Genomic DNA, 15,052 nt, shown 5'->3' with positions numbered 1-15,052 from the left:
TACTACGCAGCCGTTGCGTACCCGAGGTCGGGGCGCCGCTGGCGCGGCCCGAGGGGCGCTGCGGACGTCTGGCACGCGGGGTGCTCAGCGCACGTGACGGGACGCGGACCGCGCAGCGGGGCCTGAAGGAAGACGGCCCTTCCCCGCTCCGGGGCGAAGCTGCCCCGGCGCGACGGTCGGCGCCTTCCCTGGCCGCACGTGGCAGTTCGTTGGGTGAGCTCTGCGCACCTGGCGCCGTCCTCTATTCGCTGCATTCCGAGAAGGAGACACTTACAATGAAACGATTCTTTTATCCGTTGGTCCTCGTGGCGATTCCGGCAGCTCTCTCTGCCTGTGGCGCCGGCCATTCGTCGGAGTCGGACGAGCTCGCCGCGCCAGACGAGCTCACCGGGACGGCCGAGGGCGCCCTCGCGTGCGGCGGGCTCGCCCCGGGGGAGTCTCTCGATCGAAGCCAGTCGATCCGGTCGTGCAATGGCCGGGTGAAGCTCGTGCATCAGACGGACGGCAACGTCGTCGCCTACGACGAGACCGGCGCGTCCTGGGCCACGCACACGGCGCCCCGGTCGGACACGACCAGGTTCATCATGCAGACCGACGGGAACCTGGTCCTCTACGCCGGCACCCGCGCGCTCTGGAACTCCAGGACGGCGGGAAACCCAGGCGCGCGTTTCGTCCTCCAGGACGACTGCAACCTCGTCATCTACAACACCGCCGGCAAGCCCATCTGGACGACCTCGACGTCCTGCCGGACCTCCAGCGTCGTTGACCTCTTCGACTACATGACGCCGGGATGCAGCGCGAGCGGCCCCCAGTACACAACGCAGGTGACCGGAGCTCGATGGTACGTCCCGCAGGGCAAGGACCTCTCGGGCCGCAGGCAGTTCGTGTACGTGAAGGGCAGGAACGGCGCCGATTACGAGTCCTACACGGCTGACGAGCAGTGGATCCGGCTGTGGAAGGACACCTCGTGGGCGTACTTCGACACCGGCATCCAGACGTACTGCGATGAGCAGTGCGGCGCGCTGAACAGCCCGACCGACTGCAGGCACCAGTGGCGCGGAGACCCTGTTGCGGGCGGCTACGCCTACCAGGCCCCGAAGGACACCACCGACTGGGGAGGTGCGAAGGTGCTGCCGCGCTATTTCGACAAGTCACGCGGCGTCCAGACCTACACGTTCGACATCTACGTCGACGCGCAGAGCGAGACCACCTGCGGCGCCTGCGACTCGTGGCACGAGGGCTCGACGTGGCAGCGGTACACGGTCGAGCACCTGTCCTCCGTCACCGCTCCGAACGGTCAAGTCTACACGGACGTGATCAAGAAGGTCATCATCGACGGCGCCGGAAAAGACGAGGTGTACTACTTCGCCAAGGGGACCGGCTGGATCGGCTACGAGGTGCAGCACTCGACCTACAAGGACTGGATCAACGGGACCACCACCGGCGTCAGCCTCCCGACCATCTGCCCCGGCGGTGGCCCGGCGAGCAGCTGCTAGCTCGCGGGTCGAGGAGAAGCTGAAGCGGAAGCAGGCGGCGAGCAGCGCCGGCGACGAGCGGCGCGGCCCGCAACCGTGCGCGAAGAGCGAGGGTCTACCCGGCAAGTCGGTCGAAGTACGCGCGTAGCGCCGCCCCGTCGAGCCCCGCCCCGAGCGCGAACATCAGCGCGAGCCTCGCCTTGGGCCCCGAGAGCGCGCCCGCGGCGATCACCCCGAGATCCCGGAGCCGCCGCCCGCCGCCGGGCGCGCCGTACGTCGGCGTGACCCGCCCGCCGGGGCAGCGCGAGCTCAGCACCACCGGCGTGCCCGCCTGCACCAGCGCGCCGATCGCCCCCTCCCAGCTCCCGCAGACGTTCCCCGCGCCCGAGCCCTCGATCACGACCCCGCGCGCGCCGGCCTCGAGGATCGCGCGCAGAAGGAGATCGTCCATCCCGGACGCCATCTTGACGAGGTAGACCCGCGGCTCGGGCGGCGCGAGCGGCAGCGTCGGCGTCCTCGCGGGGCGCGCGTGGACGCGGACTCCCTCGCCGTCGACCCAGCCGAGCGGCCCGACGCCCGGCGAGGCGAACGTGCCGAGCGCGGTCGTATGCGTCTTCATCACGCACCGGGCCGCGTGGAGCTCGTCGTTCAGCGCGACGAGCACGCCGAGCCCGCGCGCTGACGGCTCGACGGCGATCCGCGCGGCCGAGACGAGGTTGCGCGGGCCGTCGGTCCCAGCGGTGCTCGCGTCCCGCATCGCGCCGGTGAGCACCACCGGGGTGTCCCCGTCGAGCAGCATATCCAGCGCGAACGCCGTCTCCTCGAGGGTGTCCGTGCCGTGGGTGACGATAATGCCGGTCACCTCGGGATCGGCCTGGAGATCGCGCACGGCGCGCGCGAGCGCCGCGATCCTGTCCGGGCCGAGGTTCCAGCTGCTCTCGAGGCAGAACTCGGTGACCGCGATCTCGGCGACGCGGCCGAGCGCGGGCACGTCGGCGACGAGCTCCTCCGCGCGGACGGCGGGCACGGCGGCGCCCGTCTTCGGGTCGACGCGGCTCGCGATGGTGCCGCCGGTGGTGACGAGGTGAACGCGAGGCATGGATGGTTGTTGGCGTGAAGCCGATCAGCGCATGTGCGAGAGCGGGAGCCCCGCGACGGGCGCGCGGAACGTGAGGAGGTGGGGCATCGCCAGCGACCCCATGTAGCACGTGCGGAGATCGGGGCCGCCGAACGCGATGCTCGTGGGCAGCTGCAGGGTGTTTCCCGCGCAGGCGCCGAGATCGGCCGGCTCGATGGCGCCGTTCCTCTGCTTCAGGGTCATCGTCTCGAGGACGGCGGGGCGCGGATCCTCGAAGACGGTCTGGTAGCTGCCGTCGGGGAAGATCACCCCGAGGCCGTTGCGACAGACGGCCACCACCCAGATGTTGCCCTCGGCGTCGAAGGCGAAGCCATCCATGTACCCGCCGATGCCGAGGCTATCGGGCCCGAACTGCTCGGGATCGCCGAGGCTGCCGTCGTCGCGCACCGGGAACCGGAGGAGGCGGCCGGGGACGGTCTCGACGGCGTACAGGAACCGCTCGGCGGCGTCGAGGCGCACCTCGTTCGTCAAGCTGAGGCCGTCGGCCACGATGCGGGCGCCCTTCTCGTCGACGAGCACGATGTACCCGTCGCGGATGCCGCCCGCGACCGCGGGCCACCACGGGAGTTGCCGTGTCGTGACGGAGATCCAGAGGCGATCCCGCGAGTCGATGAAGCAGAAGTTCACGGCGCCGAGCGGCTTGCCGTCGACGGAGTCGAGGAGGACCTCGGACCGGCCGTCGCGGTGGAGCTTGTGGATCTTGCCGCCGGACATGCTGGCGACGATGAGGTTGCCCTGCCGATCCATCGCCATGCCGTTCGGCTCGGGCACCTCCGGGCCGAGGGTCGCCTGCCTGCCATCGGGCTCGATGCGCGTCGCGATGCCGCGAGCGTCCGAGGTCCAGAGCGTGCCGCCGGGCTCGACGATCACGCACTCCGGCCTGACAAGGCCTTGCCCGACGTACTCGATCCGAGACAGCTCGAGGGTGAAACCCCTGACAGATGACATCCAGCGACCTCCCGGCACGGCGCCGCGCCGCGCCTTCTCGACGCGCGCGAGCATAACACCCGCCCTCGCCGACGGGGACATCTCGAGCAGCCGCGCCGCCCCGCGCCGACAGGCTCGGGAGCGAGACCGCTCAGGAGTTCGCCTTGAGCGCGGTGAACTCGCCTGGATCGTGGATGGTGGGGGGATTGACCCCGCCGCCGATGAAGTCTTCCGTCCTGTCGTACCTGCCGAAGTGGGTCACCGGCCCCGAACCGCCCGGTGCCGGGAAACCATCCGCGCCTGCCTTGACCCCGAGGGCGTTCATCAAGCTGCAGAAGTACTTGTTGATCGGCGCGTTGGCGAGCGACGGATCGGTCCCCGTCTCCTGGGAGATCGCGTCGACCTGGTTCGAGGTGCCTTCGGTGCACGTGAACTCGCTGTTGCCGGTCGTGAGATTCGACGAGCCGTCTTCGACGTTCACGGCCCAGCCGGTCTTGAAATAGCCGCCGGCGCTGCCGGCCTGGATGATCGGCAGGTTGTTGAGGTTGCGGGCGCAGCCGTCCGACACGTCCTGGAACCAGACGGCCGCGCAGCTGTCGAGGAGCGTCCCGTCGCCCTCCTCGAGGCGGCTCAGCTGCTCGACGAGGTGGGCGAACTTCCTCGCATAGTAGTCGTCGATCGTGAGGAGCATGTCGATCGCCCCCGGGACGCAGGTGCCCGTCATGTTCGCGCTGTCCAGGCGACGCGAGAGGCTGGCGCTCTCGTGGTTCACGCCGAGCCCCTTGAAGAGGTAGTTCCCGGGGTATTTCAGGAAGATGACGGGGTTCGCGTTGCACGCCGCCGCGAGCACGGCGAGGTTCGAACAGAGGTCCGCTCCGTCCAGAGTGTCCGAGATTCGCCGCGTCAGCCTGTCGTCGCCGCTCGGGGCCGTGCCCCACTGGTTGATGTTTTCTTGCGTCGCGCCGAGCGCCGTGGCGAGGGCCGTGTTGCACTGCGCAGAAGCCATCCCATTCCCTGTCGCGTGGATGAGCTCCTTCCAGGATGCGAGCTTCTGCTTGTCGGCGCGGCTCATGTCGAACCGCTCGAGCCTCTGCAGATCATCCTTCACGATGTCGAGGACGCTCTTGCCGCGCATCGCCGCGTAGGTGTCCGGAGACGTCGGCTTCCCTGGCTCGAAGATGCCCGTGAGGCTGCTGAAGACCTGCGACGCGTTGAGGCCCCTGAAGAGGGTCTCGGCGGCGGAGTAGGAGATCGCCGACTGAGGGCTTTCATTCTGACCCGCCATGTTCAAGAGCAACGGAGTGCCTTGCGGGCTGAGCTGTCGTGCGATGACGTGGTCCAGCGAGGGACCGGTCGGCTTGGCGTTGAACTTCGTCGCGGAGTCGAAGCTGAACGGGTCGTCGCTGTTGGGAGTCACCGGCTGGCAGGTGAAGTACGACCCGAACACCTGCGTGTGGGGGTCGTTCCCTTGCCCCCGCGCCAGCGTCGCCGTCCACTCGTTCATCGCGCGGATGCCGCGGGGCATGAGGAGCTTGTCGGCGTGAGGCGCCAGGTGCTTGAGCGTCGTCGACTGGAGATCCGCGGCGGTGAGCGGGCCGTGCGACTTCTTCGGGAACCACCTTGTCGTGATGCAGCCATAGGGCGTGAACATCACGATCAGCCGCTTCGGTAGCGCGGCCGGCTGCGCCATCACGGAGCGGTCGAGGATCGAGCCGAGGAACGGCGCCGCGACGCAAGCTCCGCCCAGCCCCCGGAGGAAAATTCTTCGGTTCATGCGCTTTGACATGGTCGTATTTTTCCTGCCTCAATGAAGGCAAACGCCCGGCTGCCACTCGGAACGCCCTCGGATGCCCGAGTTTGCCACGGCTCCATCCCCCATAATCTCCGCGGGTCCGTGAACGTATTTGGAATTCGCTCGGTCGGGCGCGTTGGTCGAGAGCGGAGAGATGCCCCGTCGATCACCGCGCGACGCGGCAGCCCGACGCGTCGCGGCAGTCCTCGAGAGGGATCTCGGAACAGGGCGTCGGGGCGCCCTCGCAGTACTGCGCGGGCAGACAATTGCGCTTACCGCAGATGCCGGCATCTCGGTCACGCTCAGGGCACGAAGCCCGCCCCCTCCGCCTACCATCGGTCACCAACGTAAACGTTTACGTAGTCGTGGTCGTGGTCGTCAACGGTAGGCCGTGAACGACCACGACCACGACCACGTAAACGTTGAGATGTAAGAGGACGCGCGACCCGGCGGTGTGCCTTCCAGCGCGTCCACGGCCACCGCGGGCCTCACAGGCACGGCGAGCGGGCCGCCGGAGCGGTGGCGGCCTGCCTCTCGCGCGGCGCCCGGGCGGCCCAGGCGCCCCTGCGCGCGCTCGGCGTCAGCCGTCCGCTCGAGCTCGTCACGCTCCCAGCGCAGCACGCTGCGAGGCCCATTCCCTCGAGCCACGATCTTTTTCCATGAGATGTTCTCCAACCCTCCCGAACAGAGGTTTCAAACAAATTCTGGCAATTCGCAGCCATGACACGCAATGAGCTGAACCCGTGATTCAGCGGGGAGCGCTCCCGTCCGGCCCATCGCTTTTTTGACTCACGACGCGGGAAGCCCCCTTTTCGCCGTCGCCGGCTGTGCAATGGATCTGCGCGTCGATGCCGCTCGTCTTTCTGCCAGGCGATCTCCGCTTCTTCCTCTGGGACGACACGGCCGTGGATCAGCTCTCGGCCCGGTCGCTCGGCGCGACGACCTCGGCGGAGGCGGTCGTGGTCTCCAAGGCGGGCCGCGCCGTGAGGAGGGCTGGGCAGGCCGCGCCGCTCCTCGACGGCCTGTCCGCGCTCGCCAGCATGGCCCAGGATGACCTCGGGCGAGCGCCGCCGTCCGTCGCCGCGTGGAGCCTGGCGAGCAAGCTCGCGCTCGATCTCGTGGTGCGGGAGCGGGTCGTGCCCCGCGTGGTGCCGGTCGGCGCCACGCGGGGACGCACGGAGGCCCGCTGGGCGGTGTCGCTCGCCGCCCCGGAGGACGCTGCGCGCGTCGCGGCGCTCGCCCGCGCCATGCCGCCCGCGGCGCACGCGGTGCCGGCGGGCGCGCAGCAAGCCAGCGGCGACGGCGGGCACCCCCGCGGGCCACACGCCGCGGAGATCTGGTCCGCGGAGGCCCTGCTGCGCGCCTTCCTGGACGCCGCGGCCGACGCGCTCGCGCGCGGCGGCGCCACGGACCGCCCGGCGCGCGCGCCGCGTCCGGCGCACGCCCCGTGGGAGCGCCGGCTGGTGCTCGCCCTGACGGGCCCGCGGCGCGCCTTCGCCGCGGAAGGGCTCGCCGAGCGCGCGCTCGTGGCCGATCTCGACGCGTGGGTCCGGCCCGCGCTCGGCGCGTGCGACGCGCTGCGCGCCTGCTTCCGGCTGGAGCTGCCCCAGGGCGACCGCGGCTTCGTGCTCCGCTTCCTGCTGCAGGCGACCGACGATCCCAGCCTGCTCGTGCCCGCCGCCGACGTGTGGAAGACCCATGGACGCACGCTGAAGGCGCTCGGGCGCGCGTTCTCCGGCGCCGAGGAGGTCCTGCTCGGCGCGCTCGGCGCCGCGGCGCGGCTCTTCGCGCCGATCGCCCGGGCCCTCGGCGAGGCGCGGCCGGAGCACGTGGACCTCGCTCCCGCGGAGGCGTGGGACTTCCTCGCGCAGGCCGCGCCGGCGCTGGGCGAGGCCGGGTTCGGCGTGGTCGTTCCGGGCGAGCTCCTTGCCTCGGGGCAGCGCCGCCTGCGCCTCCGCATGCGCGTCGGCGCGGCGCGCCCCGCCGCGGGCGTCGTCGCGGGCAGCGCCGGGCTCGGCCTCGACGAGGCGCTCGATTTCGCGTGGGAGGCGGCGCTCGGCGACGAGGCGCTCTCCGCGCGCGAGCTCGCCGCCCTCGCGCGGCAGAAATCGCCGCTCGTCCGGCACCGCGGGGCCTGGGTGGTCGTGGTCCCCGAGGAGCTCGCCGAGATAGCGCGGCGCCTCGAGGCTGGCGGCGGCCGCATCTCGGCGCGCGAGGCGCTGGAGGGCGCGCTCGCGGGTGAGACCCACGTCGAGGGCCTGGCCGTCCCCGTGGTCGCCGAGGGCGCGCTCGCGCGCGCGATGGAGCGGCTCCGCTCCGGCGCCGAGCGCGCCGCCGCGCCGCCCGCGGGGTTCGTGGGGACGCTGCGCCCGTACCAGGCGCGCGGCGTCGCCTGGCTGCAGACCATGGCGAGCCTCGGCCTGGGCGCCTGCCTGGCCGACGACATGGGCCTCGGCAAGACCGTCCAGCTGCTCGCGTTCCTCGTCGGCCGGCGGGCGGCGGCGCCCGAGGACGCGCGCCCTACGCTGCTCGTCGCCCCGACGTCGGTCGTCGGCAACTGGGAGCGGGAAGCGGCGCGCTTCGCCCCTGCCCTGCCCCTCGTGCGGCACTACGGCGAGGGGCGCGCCCGCTCGGCCGAGGAGATCGCGTCGCGGGCGTCCGGCGCGAGCGAGCGGCCCGCCGAGGGCGGCGACGGCGTCGCGCGCCGCGCGGGCGGCGGGCTCGTCCTGACCACGTACGGCGTGCTCCGCCGCGACGCCGCGGCGCTCGCCGGCGTGGACTGGGCCGCGGTCGTGCTGGACGAGGCGCAGAACATCAAGAACGCCTCGTCGCGCACCGCCCGCGCCGCGCGCGCGCTCCGCGCCCCGCACCGCGTCGCAATGACCGGAACGCCCGTCGAGAACCGCCTCGCCGAGCTCTGGTCGATCCTCGAGTTCGCGAACCCCGGCCTGCTCGGCCCGCTCGAGGCGTTCCGGCGCGCCTACGCGGTGCCCATCGAGCGCTACGGCGACCGGAAGGCCGCGGAGCGGCTCCGGCGCGTCGCCGGGCCGTTCCTGCTGCGACGCATCAAGAACGATCCCGCCGTGCTTCAGGACCTTCCGCCGAAGGACGAGGCCAGGGTCTTCTGCACGCTCACGCGCGAGCAGGTGACGCTCTACCAGGCGGCGCTCGACGAGGCGATGCGCCGCATCGAGGAGGCCGAGGGCATCGAGCGGCGCGGGCTCGTGCTCTCGCTGCTGACGGTGCTCAAGCAGATCTGCAACCACCCGGCGCAGTGCCTCGGGGAGGCGGGGCCGCTCGCGGGCCGGTCCGGCAAGCTCGCGCGGCTCACCGAGATGCTCGAGGAGGCGCTCGCGGTCGGCGATCGCGCGCTCGTGTTCACGCAGTTCCGCGAGATGGGCGACCGGCTGGTCCGGCACCTCGCGCCTTCGCTCGACACGGAGGTCCTCTTCCTGCACGGCGGCACGCCGAGGCTCGCGCGCGACGCGATGGTGCGGCGGTTCCAGGACGATCCGCGGGGGCCGCGCGTGTTCGTCCTCTCGCTGAAGGCCGGCGGCGCGGGGCTCAACCTGACGGCGGCGAGCCACGTGTTCCACTTCGATCGCTGGTGGAACCCCGCGGTCGAGGATCAGGCGACGGACCGCGCGCACCGGATCGGGCAGCGGCGCGCGGTGCAGGTCCACAAGCTCGTCTGCGCGGGCACGGTGGAGGAGAAGGTCGACCGGATGCTGGAGCAGAAGCGCGATCTGGCGGCGCAGGTGGTGGGCCAGGGCGAGGCGTGGATCACCGAGCTCGACGACGCGGCGCTGCGCGAGCTGTTCGCGCTGTCGAGGGACGCCGTGACCGGCGCGGGCGAGCTGGACGATCGCGAGGAGCCGGAGCCGGGACCTCGGGAGGAGCGCGGCGCCGCGCTGGACGGGCGCGGCGCGCAAGAAGGCGGCCGCGGCGACGCGCCGCGCGCGCGGCAGATGCGCCGCGTGGAGAGCCGGCGGACGGGCGCGAGGCGCCAGGTGGACCGAGCGCGGGGAGGAGCGCCCACATGAGCCCGCCGGCGCGATGGGCGCCGTTCCCCCGGGAGGCCGGGCCGAAGCCGCCGCCGCCGGCGCGAGGCATCCGGATGAAGCGGGCCGGCGCGACCTGGTGGGGCAAGCGCTGGGTGGAGGCGCTGGAGCGGATGGCGCCCGACGACGCGGGCCGCCTCGCGCGAGGGCGCACGTACGCGCGCACGGGGAGGACGCACGATCTCACGGTGAAGCCCGGCCTCGTGACCGCGCGCGTGACCGGCTCGCAGCCGAGGCCGTACAAGGTGATCCTCACGATCGCGCGGCTCGACGACGCCACCTGGGCGAAGGTGATCGCCGCCATGGCGAAGCGGGCGAGCTTCGCGGCGGAGCTCCTCGCCGGCCAGATGCCGGAGGACATCGAGACCGCGTTCCGGAGCGCCGGGACGAGCTTGTTCCCGGAGCGGCCGGAGGACCTCACCACGGCCTGCTCGTGCCCCGACATGGCGAACCCCTGCAAGCACGTCGCGGCGACGCACTACGTGCTCGGGGAGGCGTTCGACAAGGACCCCTTCCTGCTGTTCGAGCTGCGCGGGCGCACGCGCGAGCAGGTGATCGAGGCGATCCGCGCCGCGCGGGGCGCCCCCGTGCGCGCCCGGGCCAAGCGAGCGGGCGCCGGCAAAGGCGCCCCCTGCGCCGGAGATGCGCCGGCGATCGCGACGGTGACGCCCGGCAAGATGGCGGCGAAGGACTACGACGCCTGGCGCGAGGCGCCGCCGGCGCTCGACGTGACGCTCGAGCCGCCAGCGGCGCACGCGGCGCTCCTGTCCCAGCTCGGCGCGCCGCCGGGCTGGACCGAGGAGCGCTCTCCTGCGGATCTCTTCGGACCGCTCCTCCGAGCGGCGTCGGAGCGGGCGCGGGAGATCGCGATGGCGGAGGGCGCGCCGCGGGGGCGAGGGCGCGGCTGAGCCGCGCGTCAGCAGTTCCGCGCGGCGGCGGCGCCCGTCCGGGACGCGGCGGCGGCGCGCACGGCCGCCCGCTCCGACTCGGAGAGCACGACGTTCAGCTCGAGCACGTCGCAATCGCCGCTCCGCTCCACGTTCACGCTCACCTGGTCCAGGTCGATCCGCTCGTACTTCGAGATGACCTGGAGCAGCTCCTGCTTGAGCCGCGGCAGGTAGTCCGGCTCGCCCGTCGGGCGCACGCGCTCGCGCGCCACGATGATCTGCAGACGCTCCTTCGCCACGGACGCCGACTTCGGCTGCGACTTACGGAAATAATCCATGATCGACATGGCAGAACTCCCTCAGACGGTCGCCGCCTGGCCGCCAAAGATTCGGCTGAAGAACCCCTTCTTGGCTGGCTCCAGGAAGCGGTGGGGGCGCTCCGCGCCAAGGAAGCGCTGGACCACGTCGAGGTAGGCCTGCGCCGCGTCGCTCGTCGGATCGAGCACCACGGGCGTCCCGGCGTTCGACGCCTGGAGCACCGCCGGCGACTCCGGGATCACGCCGAGCAGCGGGATGCCGAGGAGCTCCAGCACGTCCTGGTGCGCCAGCATCTCGCCCTTGGCGACGCGCGCCGGCGCGTACCGCGTGAGCAGGAGGTGCGTCTTCACCGGCGGCTCGCCGAGCTCCGCCCTGCGGGTCTTCGCGTCCAGGAGGCCGAGCACGCGGTCGGAGTCGCGCACCGAGGAGACCTCGGGGTTCGTCACCACGATCGCCTCGTCGGCGAAATACATCGCCATCTGCGCGCCCCACTCGATGCCCGCCGGCGAGTCGCAGAAGATGTACTCGAAGCCCGCGCCCCGCAGCTCGTCAAGGATGCGCCCGACGCCGTCGAGCGTGAGGGCGTCCTTGTCCCGCGTCTGCGACGCGGGGAGCACGTAGAGCGAATCGAGCCTCTTGTCGCGGATCACCGCCTGACGGAGCGTCGCCTCTCCGCGGATCACGTTGACGAGATCGTAGACCACGCGCCGCTCGCACCCCATCACGAGATCGAGGTTGCGGAGCCCCACGTCGAAGTCGATGGCGATCGTCTTGCAACCGACGGCCGCGATGCCGGACGCGAGGTTTGCGGTCGTGGTGGTCTTGCCGACTCCGCCTTTGCCCGAGGTGACGACGACTACCTTTGACACCAGAAACCTCCTTGAGATGGTTCGAGAGACGTGGCCTGTCCTACGGCCGAGCCCGCGCGGATGCCCGCCTCCCGGCGTTGAGGGGGCGGCGTCGACGTGATGGGAGCTCGGCGCCCACCCGATTCCATTGAGGCCGGGGACGCGCTCGACTGGGTACGTCATCGCGAACCGAACGAACAACTTTTTCGCGACGAAACTTGCAGCGTAACCCGGCGGCGATCTGGATCCAAATTACCTACATGTAGGTGCGCCCTGCCGGCGGCAGGTTCGCGCCGAGCGCGGGGCGATTCGAGGCGCTGGCGCACGTCGCGGCGCTCTTCCTTGTTCATCGCCTCGAGCACGAAGTCCTCGAGCTCGAGCACGAAGTCGTCGAGCTCGAGCACGAAGTCGTCGAGGAGGAGCAGATCGACGGTCGTGAGAGCGACCACCTCGGCGTCGCGTCAGCTGACAGGCGGTTGCAGCCGGCAGCGCCAGCGCGCATAAAATGAACCATGGGTCGATTACTTGGTTATCATTCTTACGGGATCATGCTGGCGATGGCGCTGGCAGGGGTCGCCGGCTGCACGGGAGACGTAGGGGATCCCGGCGCTGCCGGCGGCGTCACGCTGCCCGATGGGACGGAGAGCGCGAGCCTCCTCCCAGCGCGCATCCGCCGGCTCACCAACGCCGAATATGCCGCCTCGGTGCGCGCGCTGACGGGGACCACCAAGAACCCGAGCGAGGGGTTCGCGCCGGATTCGCGGCAAGACGGCTTCACGGTCAACGACGCGCAGCGCGTCGATCCCGTGCTGGCGAAGCAGCTCGCCGCCGCGGCGGAGGCGCTCGCCGCCGAGGTGAAGGGCAAGGTCGCGGAGCTCGCCCCCTGCGCCGATCCGGGGACGCTGGCGGAGAGCTGCGCCAGGACGTTCATCACGTCGTTCGGCGGGCGCGCCTACCGCCGCCCGCTCGACGCGGCGGAGGCCGACGCGCTGCTCGCGGTCTATCGGATCGGCGCGAAGGGCGCGACCTACGCGGACGGCATCGAGCTCGTCGCGCGCGCGGTCCTGCAGTCGCCGGGCTTCCTCTACCTGACGGAGGTCGGCGACGGATCCGGCGGAGACGCGCTGGCGCTGACTCCGCATGAGCTGGCGAGCTCCCTCTCCTACCTCATCACCGCTGGCCCGCCCGATGATGCGCTGATGGAGGCCGCCGCCGCGGGCGCGCTGTCGACCCCCGAGGGCCGGGAGGCCGAGGTGCGCCGGCTGCTCCAGACGTCGGCGGCGCGCGAGCGCATCGTGCGTGTCGTCCGCGAGTGGCTCGGCGTCGACAGGATCGCGATGACGGCGAAGGACTCGAACGTCTACGAGCAGTTCGCCGACGCCAGGGCGTCGATGGAGCGCGAGACGGAGGACTTCGTGACGGAGGTCCTGATGAACTCCACCGGGACGGTGGGCGAGCTCCTGGGCGCCGACTGGAGCATCATCGATGAGCCGCTCTCGAAGGTGTATGGCGTCACCGGCACAGGGCGCGTGTCGCTCTCCGACCGGCGGGGGCTCCTCAACCAGGGCGCGTTCCTCTCCGTGTATGCGCACGCCACGGAGACCGCGCCCGTGCTGCGCGGGGTGACCGTCCTGCGCCGCGTCGCCTGCGTCAACCTGCGGTCGCCCACCGAGCTGAACATCAACGTCGTCCCGCCGATGCCCGATCTGAGCAAGACGACGCGGCAGCGCTTCGAGATCCACTCCACCGACGCGGCGTGCAAGGGGTGCCACAACAGCATCGATCCGATCGGGTTCTCGTTCGAGCGGTTCGACGGCATGGGCATGCTCCGTGAGCTCGACAACGAACAGAGGGTCGACAGCGCGGTCACCGTCGCGATCGGCGCCGACTTCGACGGGGCGTACGCCGACAGCAACGCCCTCGCGCAGGCCCTGTCCACGAGCCCGACGGTGCGCTCGTGCTTCGCCCGCAACGTGCTCCGCGCCTCGGTGGGCCGCAGCGGCAAGGCCGCAGCGGAGAGCGAGGAGGCGTTCTTGAAGGCATGGAAGGCCGTCCCCGAGGCAGAGCAGGGCAAGCTCGTCGAAACGCTGATCACCTACGTCAAGAGCAGTCTCTTCAGCCATCGGAGGCCCCAGTGATGCGCCGGTCGACCCGCCGTACCTTCCTTCGCGCCGTGGGGGCGAGCCTCGCGACGCTTCCTTTCGTCAACATGCTCGCGGACTCCGTCGCCCGGGCGGGCGGCGAGGATCTGCCGCTCAAGCTCGTCGCCGTCTACCACCCTCACGGCGTCGCCGCCGAGTACTGGGCCATGCGCGCGGGGGACACCGAGACGAGCTTCGACATCGCGTACGAGAACTGCTCTCTCCAGCCGTTCGATGACGCGGCGACCTACGGCCGGAGCTTCAAGGACAAGATCCTCGTCGTCGAGGGCATCGACCACCTGTCGAACGCCAACGGGCACGACTCGGCCGGCACGATGCTGACCGGCAGCCGCATCGACGGGAAGATGCCGCTCAACCTCTCGCTCGACCAGTACCTCGCCGTGGAGAAGGGGCTCGGCGCGGACACGCGCATCACGAGCGTCGCGCTCGGGGTGGGCATGGACGGGACCGAGTCCGGGCAGACGCTGTCCTTCGGCGCGGGCGGCGCGCCGCTGCCGAAGATCATCCACCCGGTGGAGGCGTTCAACCTGCTGTTCGCTGGCCTCGTCGTGGGCGACGACCCCGAGGCCCAGGCCCGCGCGGCCCGGCAGCGCGAGCTCGGCCAGAGCGTGATCGACTTCGTGAACGGCGACATCAACCGCCTGCGCACGCGCCTCGCGCCCGCCGAGCAGCAGAAGCTCGATCAGCACCTGACGTCGCTCCGCGAGCTGGAGAAGCAGTACGCCGCGCCTTCGGCCGGCGGGCCGTCGTGCGTCGTGCCGCCGCTGCCCGACGCGTCGAGGTTCCCGTCGGTGAAGCAGTACAACGGCGGCGAGCCCTACTTCGACGCCATCACCGACGCGCACGTCGACCTCCTGGCGCAGGCGCTCGCCTGCGGCGTCACGCGCTTCGCCACGCTGTTCATGAACGACCTGTCCTACGCGAACAACCCGCTCGGGTTGCCGACGGACAACCACGGCTCGGTCGCGCACACGTACGACGCCTCGCCGGTCGGCAACAACGGTCGCCCCGGCGCTGGCAAGCCCGAAACCTGGGTGCCGCTCGCGAAGTTCAACCGGTACAGCTACTCGAAGATCGCGCGCCTCATGCAGCGGCTCGACGAGCTCGGCGCCCTCGACAGCACGCTGATCTACGCGTCGAGCGACATGGGGAACCCCGCCCTGCACAGCACGCGCAACGTGCCGACGCTGCTGGCGGGCGGGGCCAACGGGAAGTTCAGGATGGGCCGGCGCATCAAGCTCAAGGCGGATTGCCCTGCCGACGCGCCGTGGTGCGGCGAGACGGACTCCACGTTCACGCCCGTCACGAACAGCCGGATCCTCGTGTCGATCGCCCAGGCGTTCGGCGTCGAGATCGAGTCGTTCGGCTCCCAGCCCGACCCGGCGCTCACAACGGGCGCGCTCAGCGAGCTCACGTAAGCATTCTCCACCTCCTTCCGCGACGG

Annotated in this window: 11 protein-coding genes; 5 read left to right on the top strand and 6 right to left on the bottom strand. The window is 71.3% G+C overall.

Going from position 1 to position 15,052, the window contains the following annotated elements; all coding sequences use genetic code 11:
* Positions 1 to 275 precede the first annotated feature (275 nt).
* Positions 276 to 1,496, top strand: a complete 1,221-nt coding sequence (locus WME97_RS18700) for a hypothetical protein (RefSeq protein WP_437553511.1) — start codon at positions 276 to 278, stop codon at positions 1,494 to 1,496.
* A gap of 94 nt (positions 1,497 to 1,590) precedes the next feature.
* Here WME97_RS18700 and WME97_RS18695 read toward each other — a convergent pair whose 3' ends face one another.
* From WME97_RS18695 to WME97_RS18685, 3 genes are all read right to left on the bottom strand, one after another.
* The gene (locus tag WME97_RS18695) at positions 1,591 to 2,574 is read right to left on the bottom strand and encodes an asparaginase (RefSeq protein WP_437553509.1); all 984 of its coding nucleotides are present in this window, start codon (positions 2,572 to 2,574) and stop codon (positions 1,591 to 1,593) included.
* Between the two features lie 24 nt (positions 2,575 to 2,598).
* Entirely contained in the window at positions 2,599 to 3,561 is a 963-nt protein-coding gene (locus WME97_RS18690) for an SMP-30/gluconolactonase/LRE family protein (RefSeq protein WP_437553507.1), read from the bottom strand.
* Between the two features lie 130 nt (positions 3,562 to 3,691).
* A complete protein-coding gene (locus tag WME97_RS18685; RefSeq protein ID WP_437553505.1) occupies positions 3,692 to 5,314 on the bottom strand; it encodes a DUF1552 domain-containing protein in 1,623 nt (540 codons plus the stop codon).
* An 866-nt stretch (positions 5,315 to 6,180) separates the two neighbouring features.
* Between WME97_RS18685 and WME97_RS18680 the strand changes: the two genes are divergently transcribed.
* Positions 6,181 to 9,375 (top strand): SNF2-related protein, encoded by a 3,195-nt coding sequence (locus WME97_RS18680; RefSeq protein ID WP_437553504.1) that lies wholly within the window; start codon positions 6,181 to 6,183, stop codon positions 9,373 to 9,375.
* Positions 9,372 to 10,301 (top strand): SWIM zinc finger family protein, encoded by a 930-nt coding sequence (locus WME97_RS18675; protein ID WP_437553502.1) that lies wholly within the window; start codon positions 9,372 to 9,374, stop codon positions 10,299 to 10,301. Before WME97_RS18680 ends, WME97_RS18675 begins: the two co-directional genes overlap by 4 nt.
* Before the next feature lie 8 nt (positions 10,302 to 10,309).
* Here WME97_RS18675 and minE read toward each other — a convergent pair whose 3' ends face one another.
* The 3 genes from minE to WME97_RS18660 all read right to left on the bottom strand — a co-directional run bounded on the left by minE (position 10,310) and on the right by WME97_RS18660 (position 11,895).
* On the bottom strand, positions 10,310 to 10,627 hold the full coding sequence (gene minE / locus WME97_RS18670) for a cell division topological specificity factor MinE (protein ID WP_437553500.1): 318 nt from the start codon (positions 10,625 to 10,627) through the stop codon (positions 10,310 to 10,312).
* Between the two features lie 12 nt (positions 10,628 to 10,639).
* A complete protein-coding gene (gene minD, locus WME97_RS18665) occupies positions 10,640 to 11,467 on the bottom strand; it encodes a septum site-determining protein MinD (protein WP_437553498.1) in 828 nt (275 codons plus the stop codon).
* 158 nt (positions 11,468 to 11,625) lie between these two features.
* The gene (locus tag WME97_RS18660) at positions 11,626 to 11,895 is read right to left on the bottom strand and encodes a hypothetical protein (protein ID WP_437553496.1); all 270 of its coding nucleotides are present in this window, start codon (positions 11,893 to 11,895) and stop codon (positions 11,626 to 11,628) included.
* 63 nt (positions 11,896 to 11,958) lie between these two features.
* Between WME97_RS18660 and WME97_RS18655 the strand changes: the two genes are divergently transcribed.
* Positions 11,959 to 13,584: a DUF1592 domain-containing protein gene (locus WME97_RS18655; RefSeq protein WP_437553494.1), complete on the top strand. Its 1,626-nt coding sequence runs from the start codon at positions 11,959 to 11,961 to the stop codon at positions 13,582 to 13,584.
* Positions 13,584 to 15,026 (top strand): DUF1552 domain-containing protein, encoded by a 1,443-nt coding sequence (locus WME97_RS18650; RefSeq protein ID WP_437553493.1) that lies wholly within the window; start codon positions 13,584 to 13,586, stop codon positions 15,024 to 15,026. Before WME97_RS18655 ends, WME97_RS18650 begins: the two co-directional genes overlap by 1 nt.
* The last annotated feature ends 26 nt before the right edge of the window (positions 15,027 to 15,052 follow it).

It is taken from the genome of Sorangium sp. So ce367, from assembly GCF_051520455.1.
In the GTDB taxonomy this organism is placed as follows: domain Bacteria; phylum Myxococcota_A; class Polyangia; order Polyangiales; family Polyangiaceae; genus Sorangium; species Sorangium cellulosum_B.
This window is presented reverse-complemented; position numbering and strand designations above follow the sequence as displayed.

Bases quoted from the DNA above. Each gene is read 5' to 3' on its own strand.
- WME97_RS18700 (WP_437553511.1), top strand. From the start codon at position 276: ATGAAACGATTCTTTTATCCGTTGGTCCTCGTGGCGATTCCGGCAGCT.
- WME97_RS18695 (WP_437553509.1), bottom strand. From the start codon at position 2,574: ATGCCTCGCGTTCACCTCGTCACCACCGGCGGCACCATCGCGAGCCGC.
- WME97_RS18690 (WP_437553507.1), bottom strand. From the start codon at position 3,561: ATGTCATCTGTCAGGGGTTTCACCCTCGAGCTGTCTCGGATCGAGTAC.
- WME97_RS18685 (WP_437553505.1), bottom strand. From the start codon at position 5,314: ATGAACCGAAGAATTTTCCTCCGGGGGCTGGGCGGAGCTTGCGTCGCG.
- WME97_RS18680 (WP_437553504.1), top strand. From the start codon at position 6,181: ATGCCGCTCGTCTTTCTGCCAGGCGATCTCCGCTTCTTCCTCTGGGAC.
- WME97_RS18675 (WP_437553502.1), top strand. From the start codon at position 9,372: ATGAGCCCGCCGGCGCGATGGGCGCCGTTCCCCCGGGAGGCCGGGCCG.
- minE (WP_437553500.1), bottom strand. From the start codon at position 10,627: ATGTCGATCATGGATTATTTCCGTAAGTCGCAGCCGAAGTCGGCGTCC.
- WME97_RS18655 (WP_437553494.1), top strand. From the start codon at position 11,959: ATGGGTCGATTACTTGGTTATCATTCTTACGGGATCATGCTGGCGATG.
- WME97_RS18650 (WP_437553493.1), top strand. From the start codon at position 13,584: ATGCGCCGGTCGACCCGCCGTACCTTCCTTCGCGCCGTGGGGGCGAGC.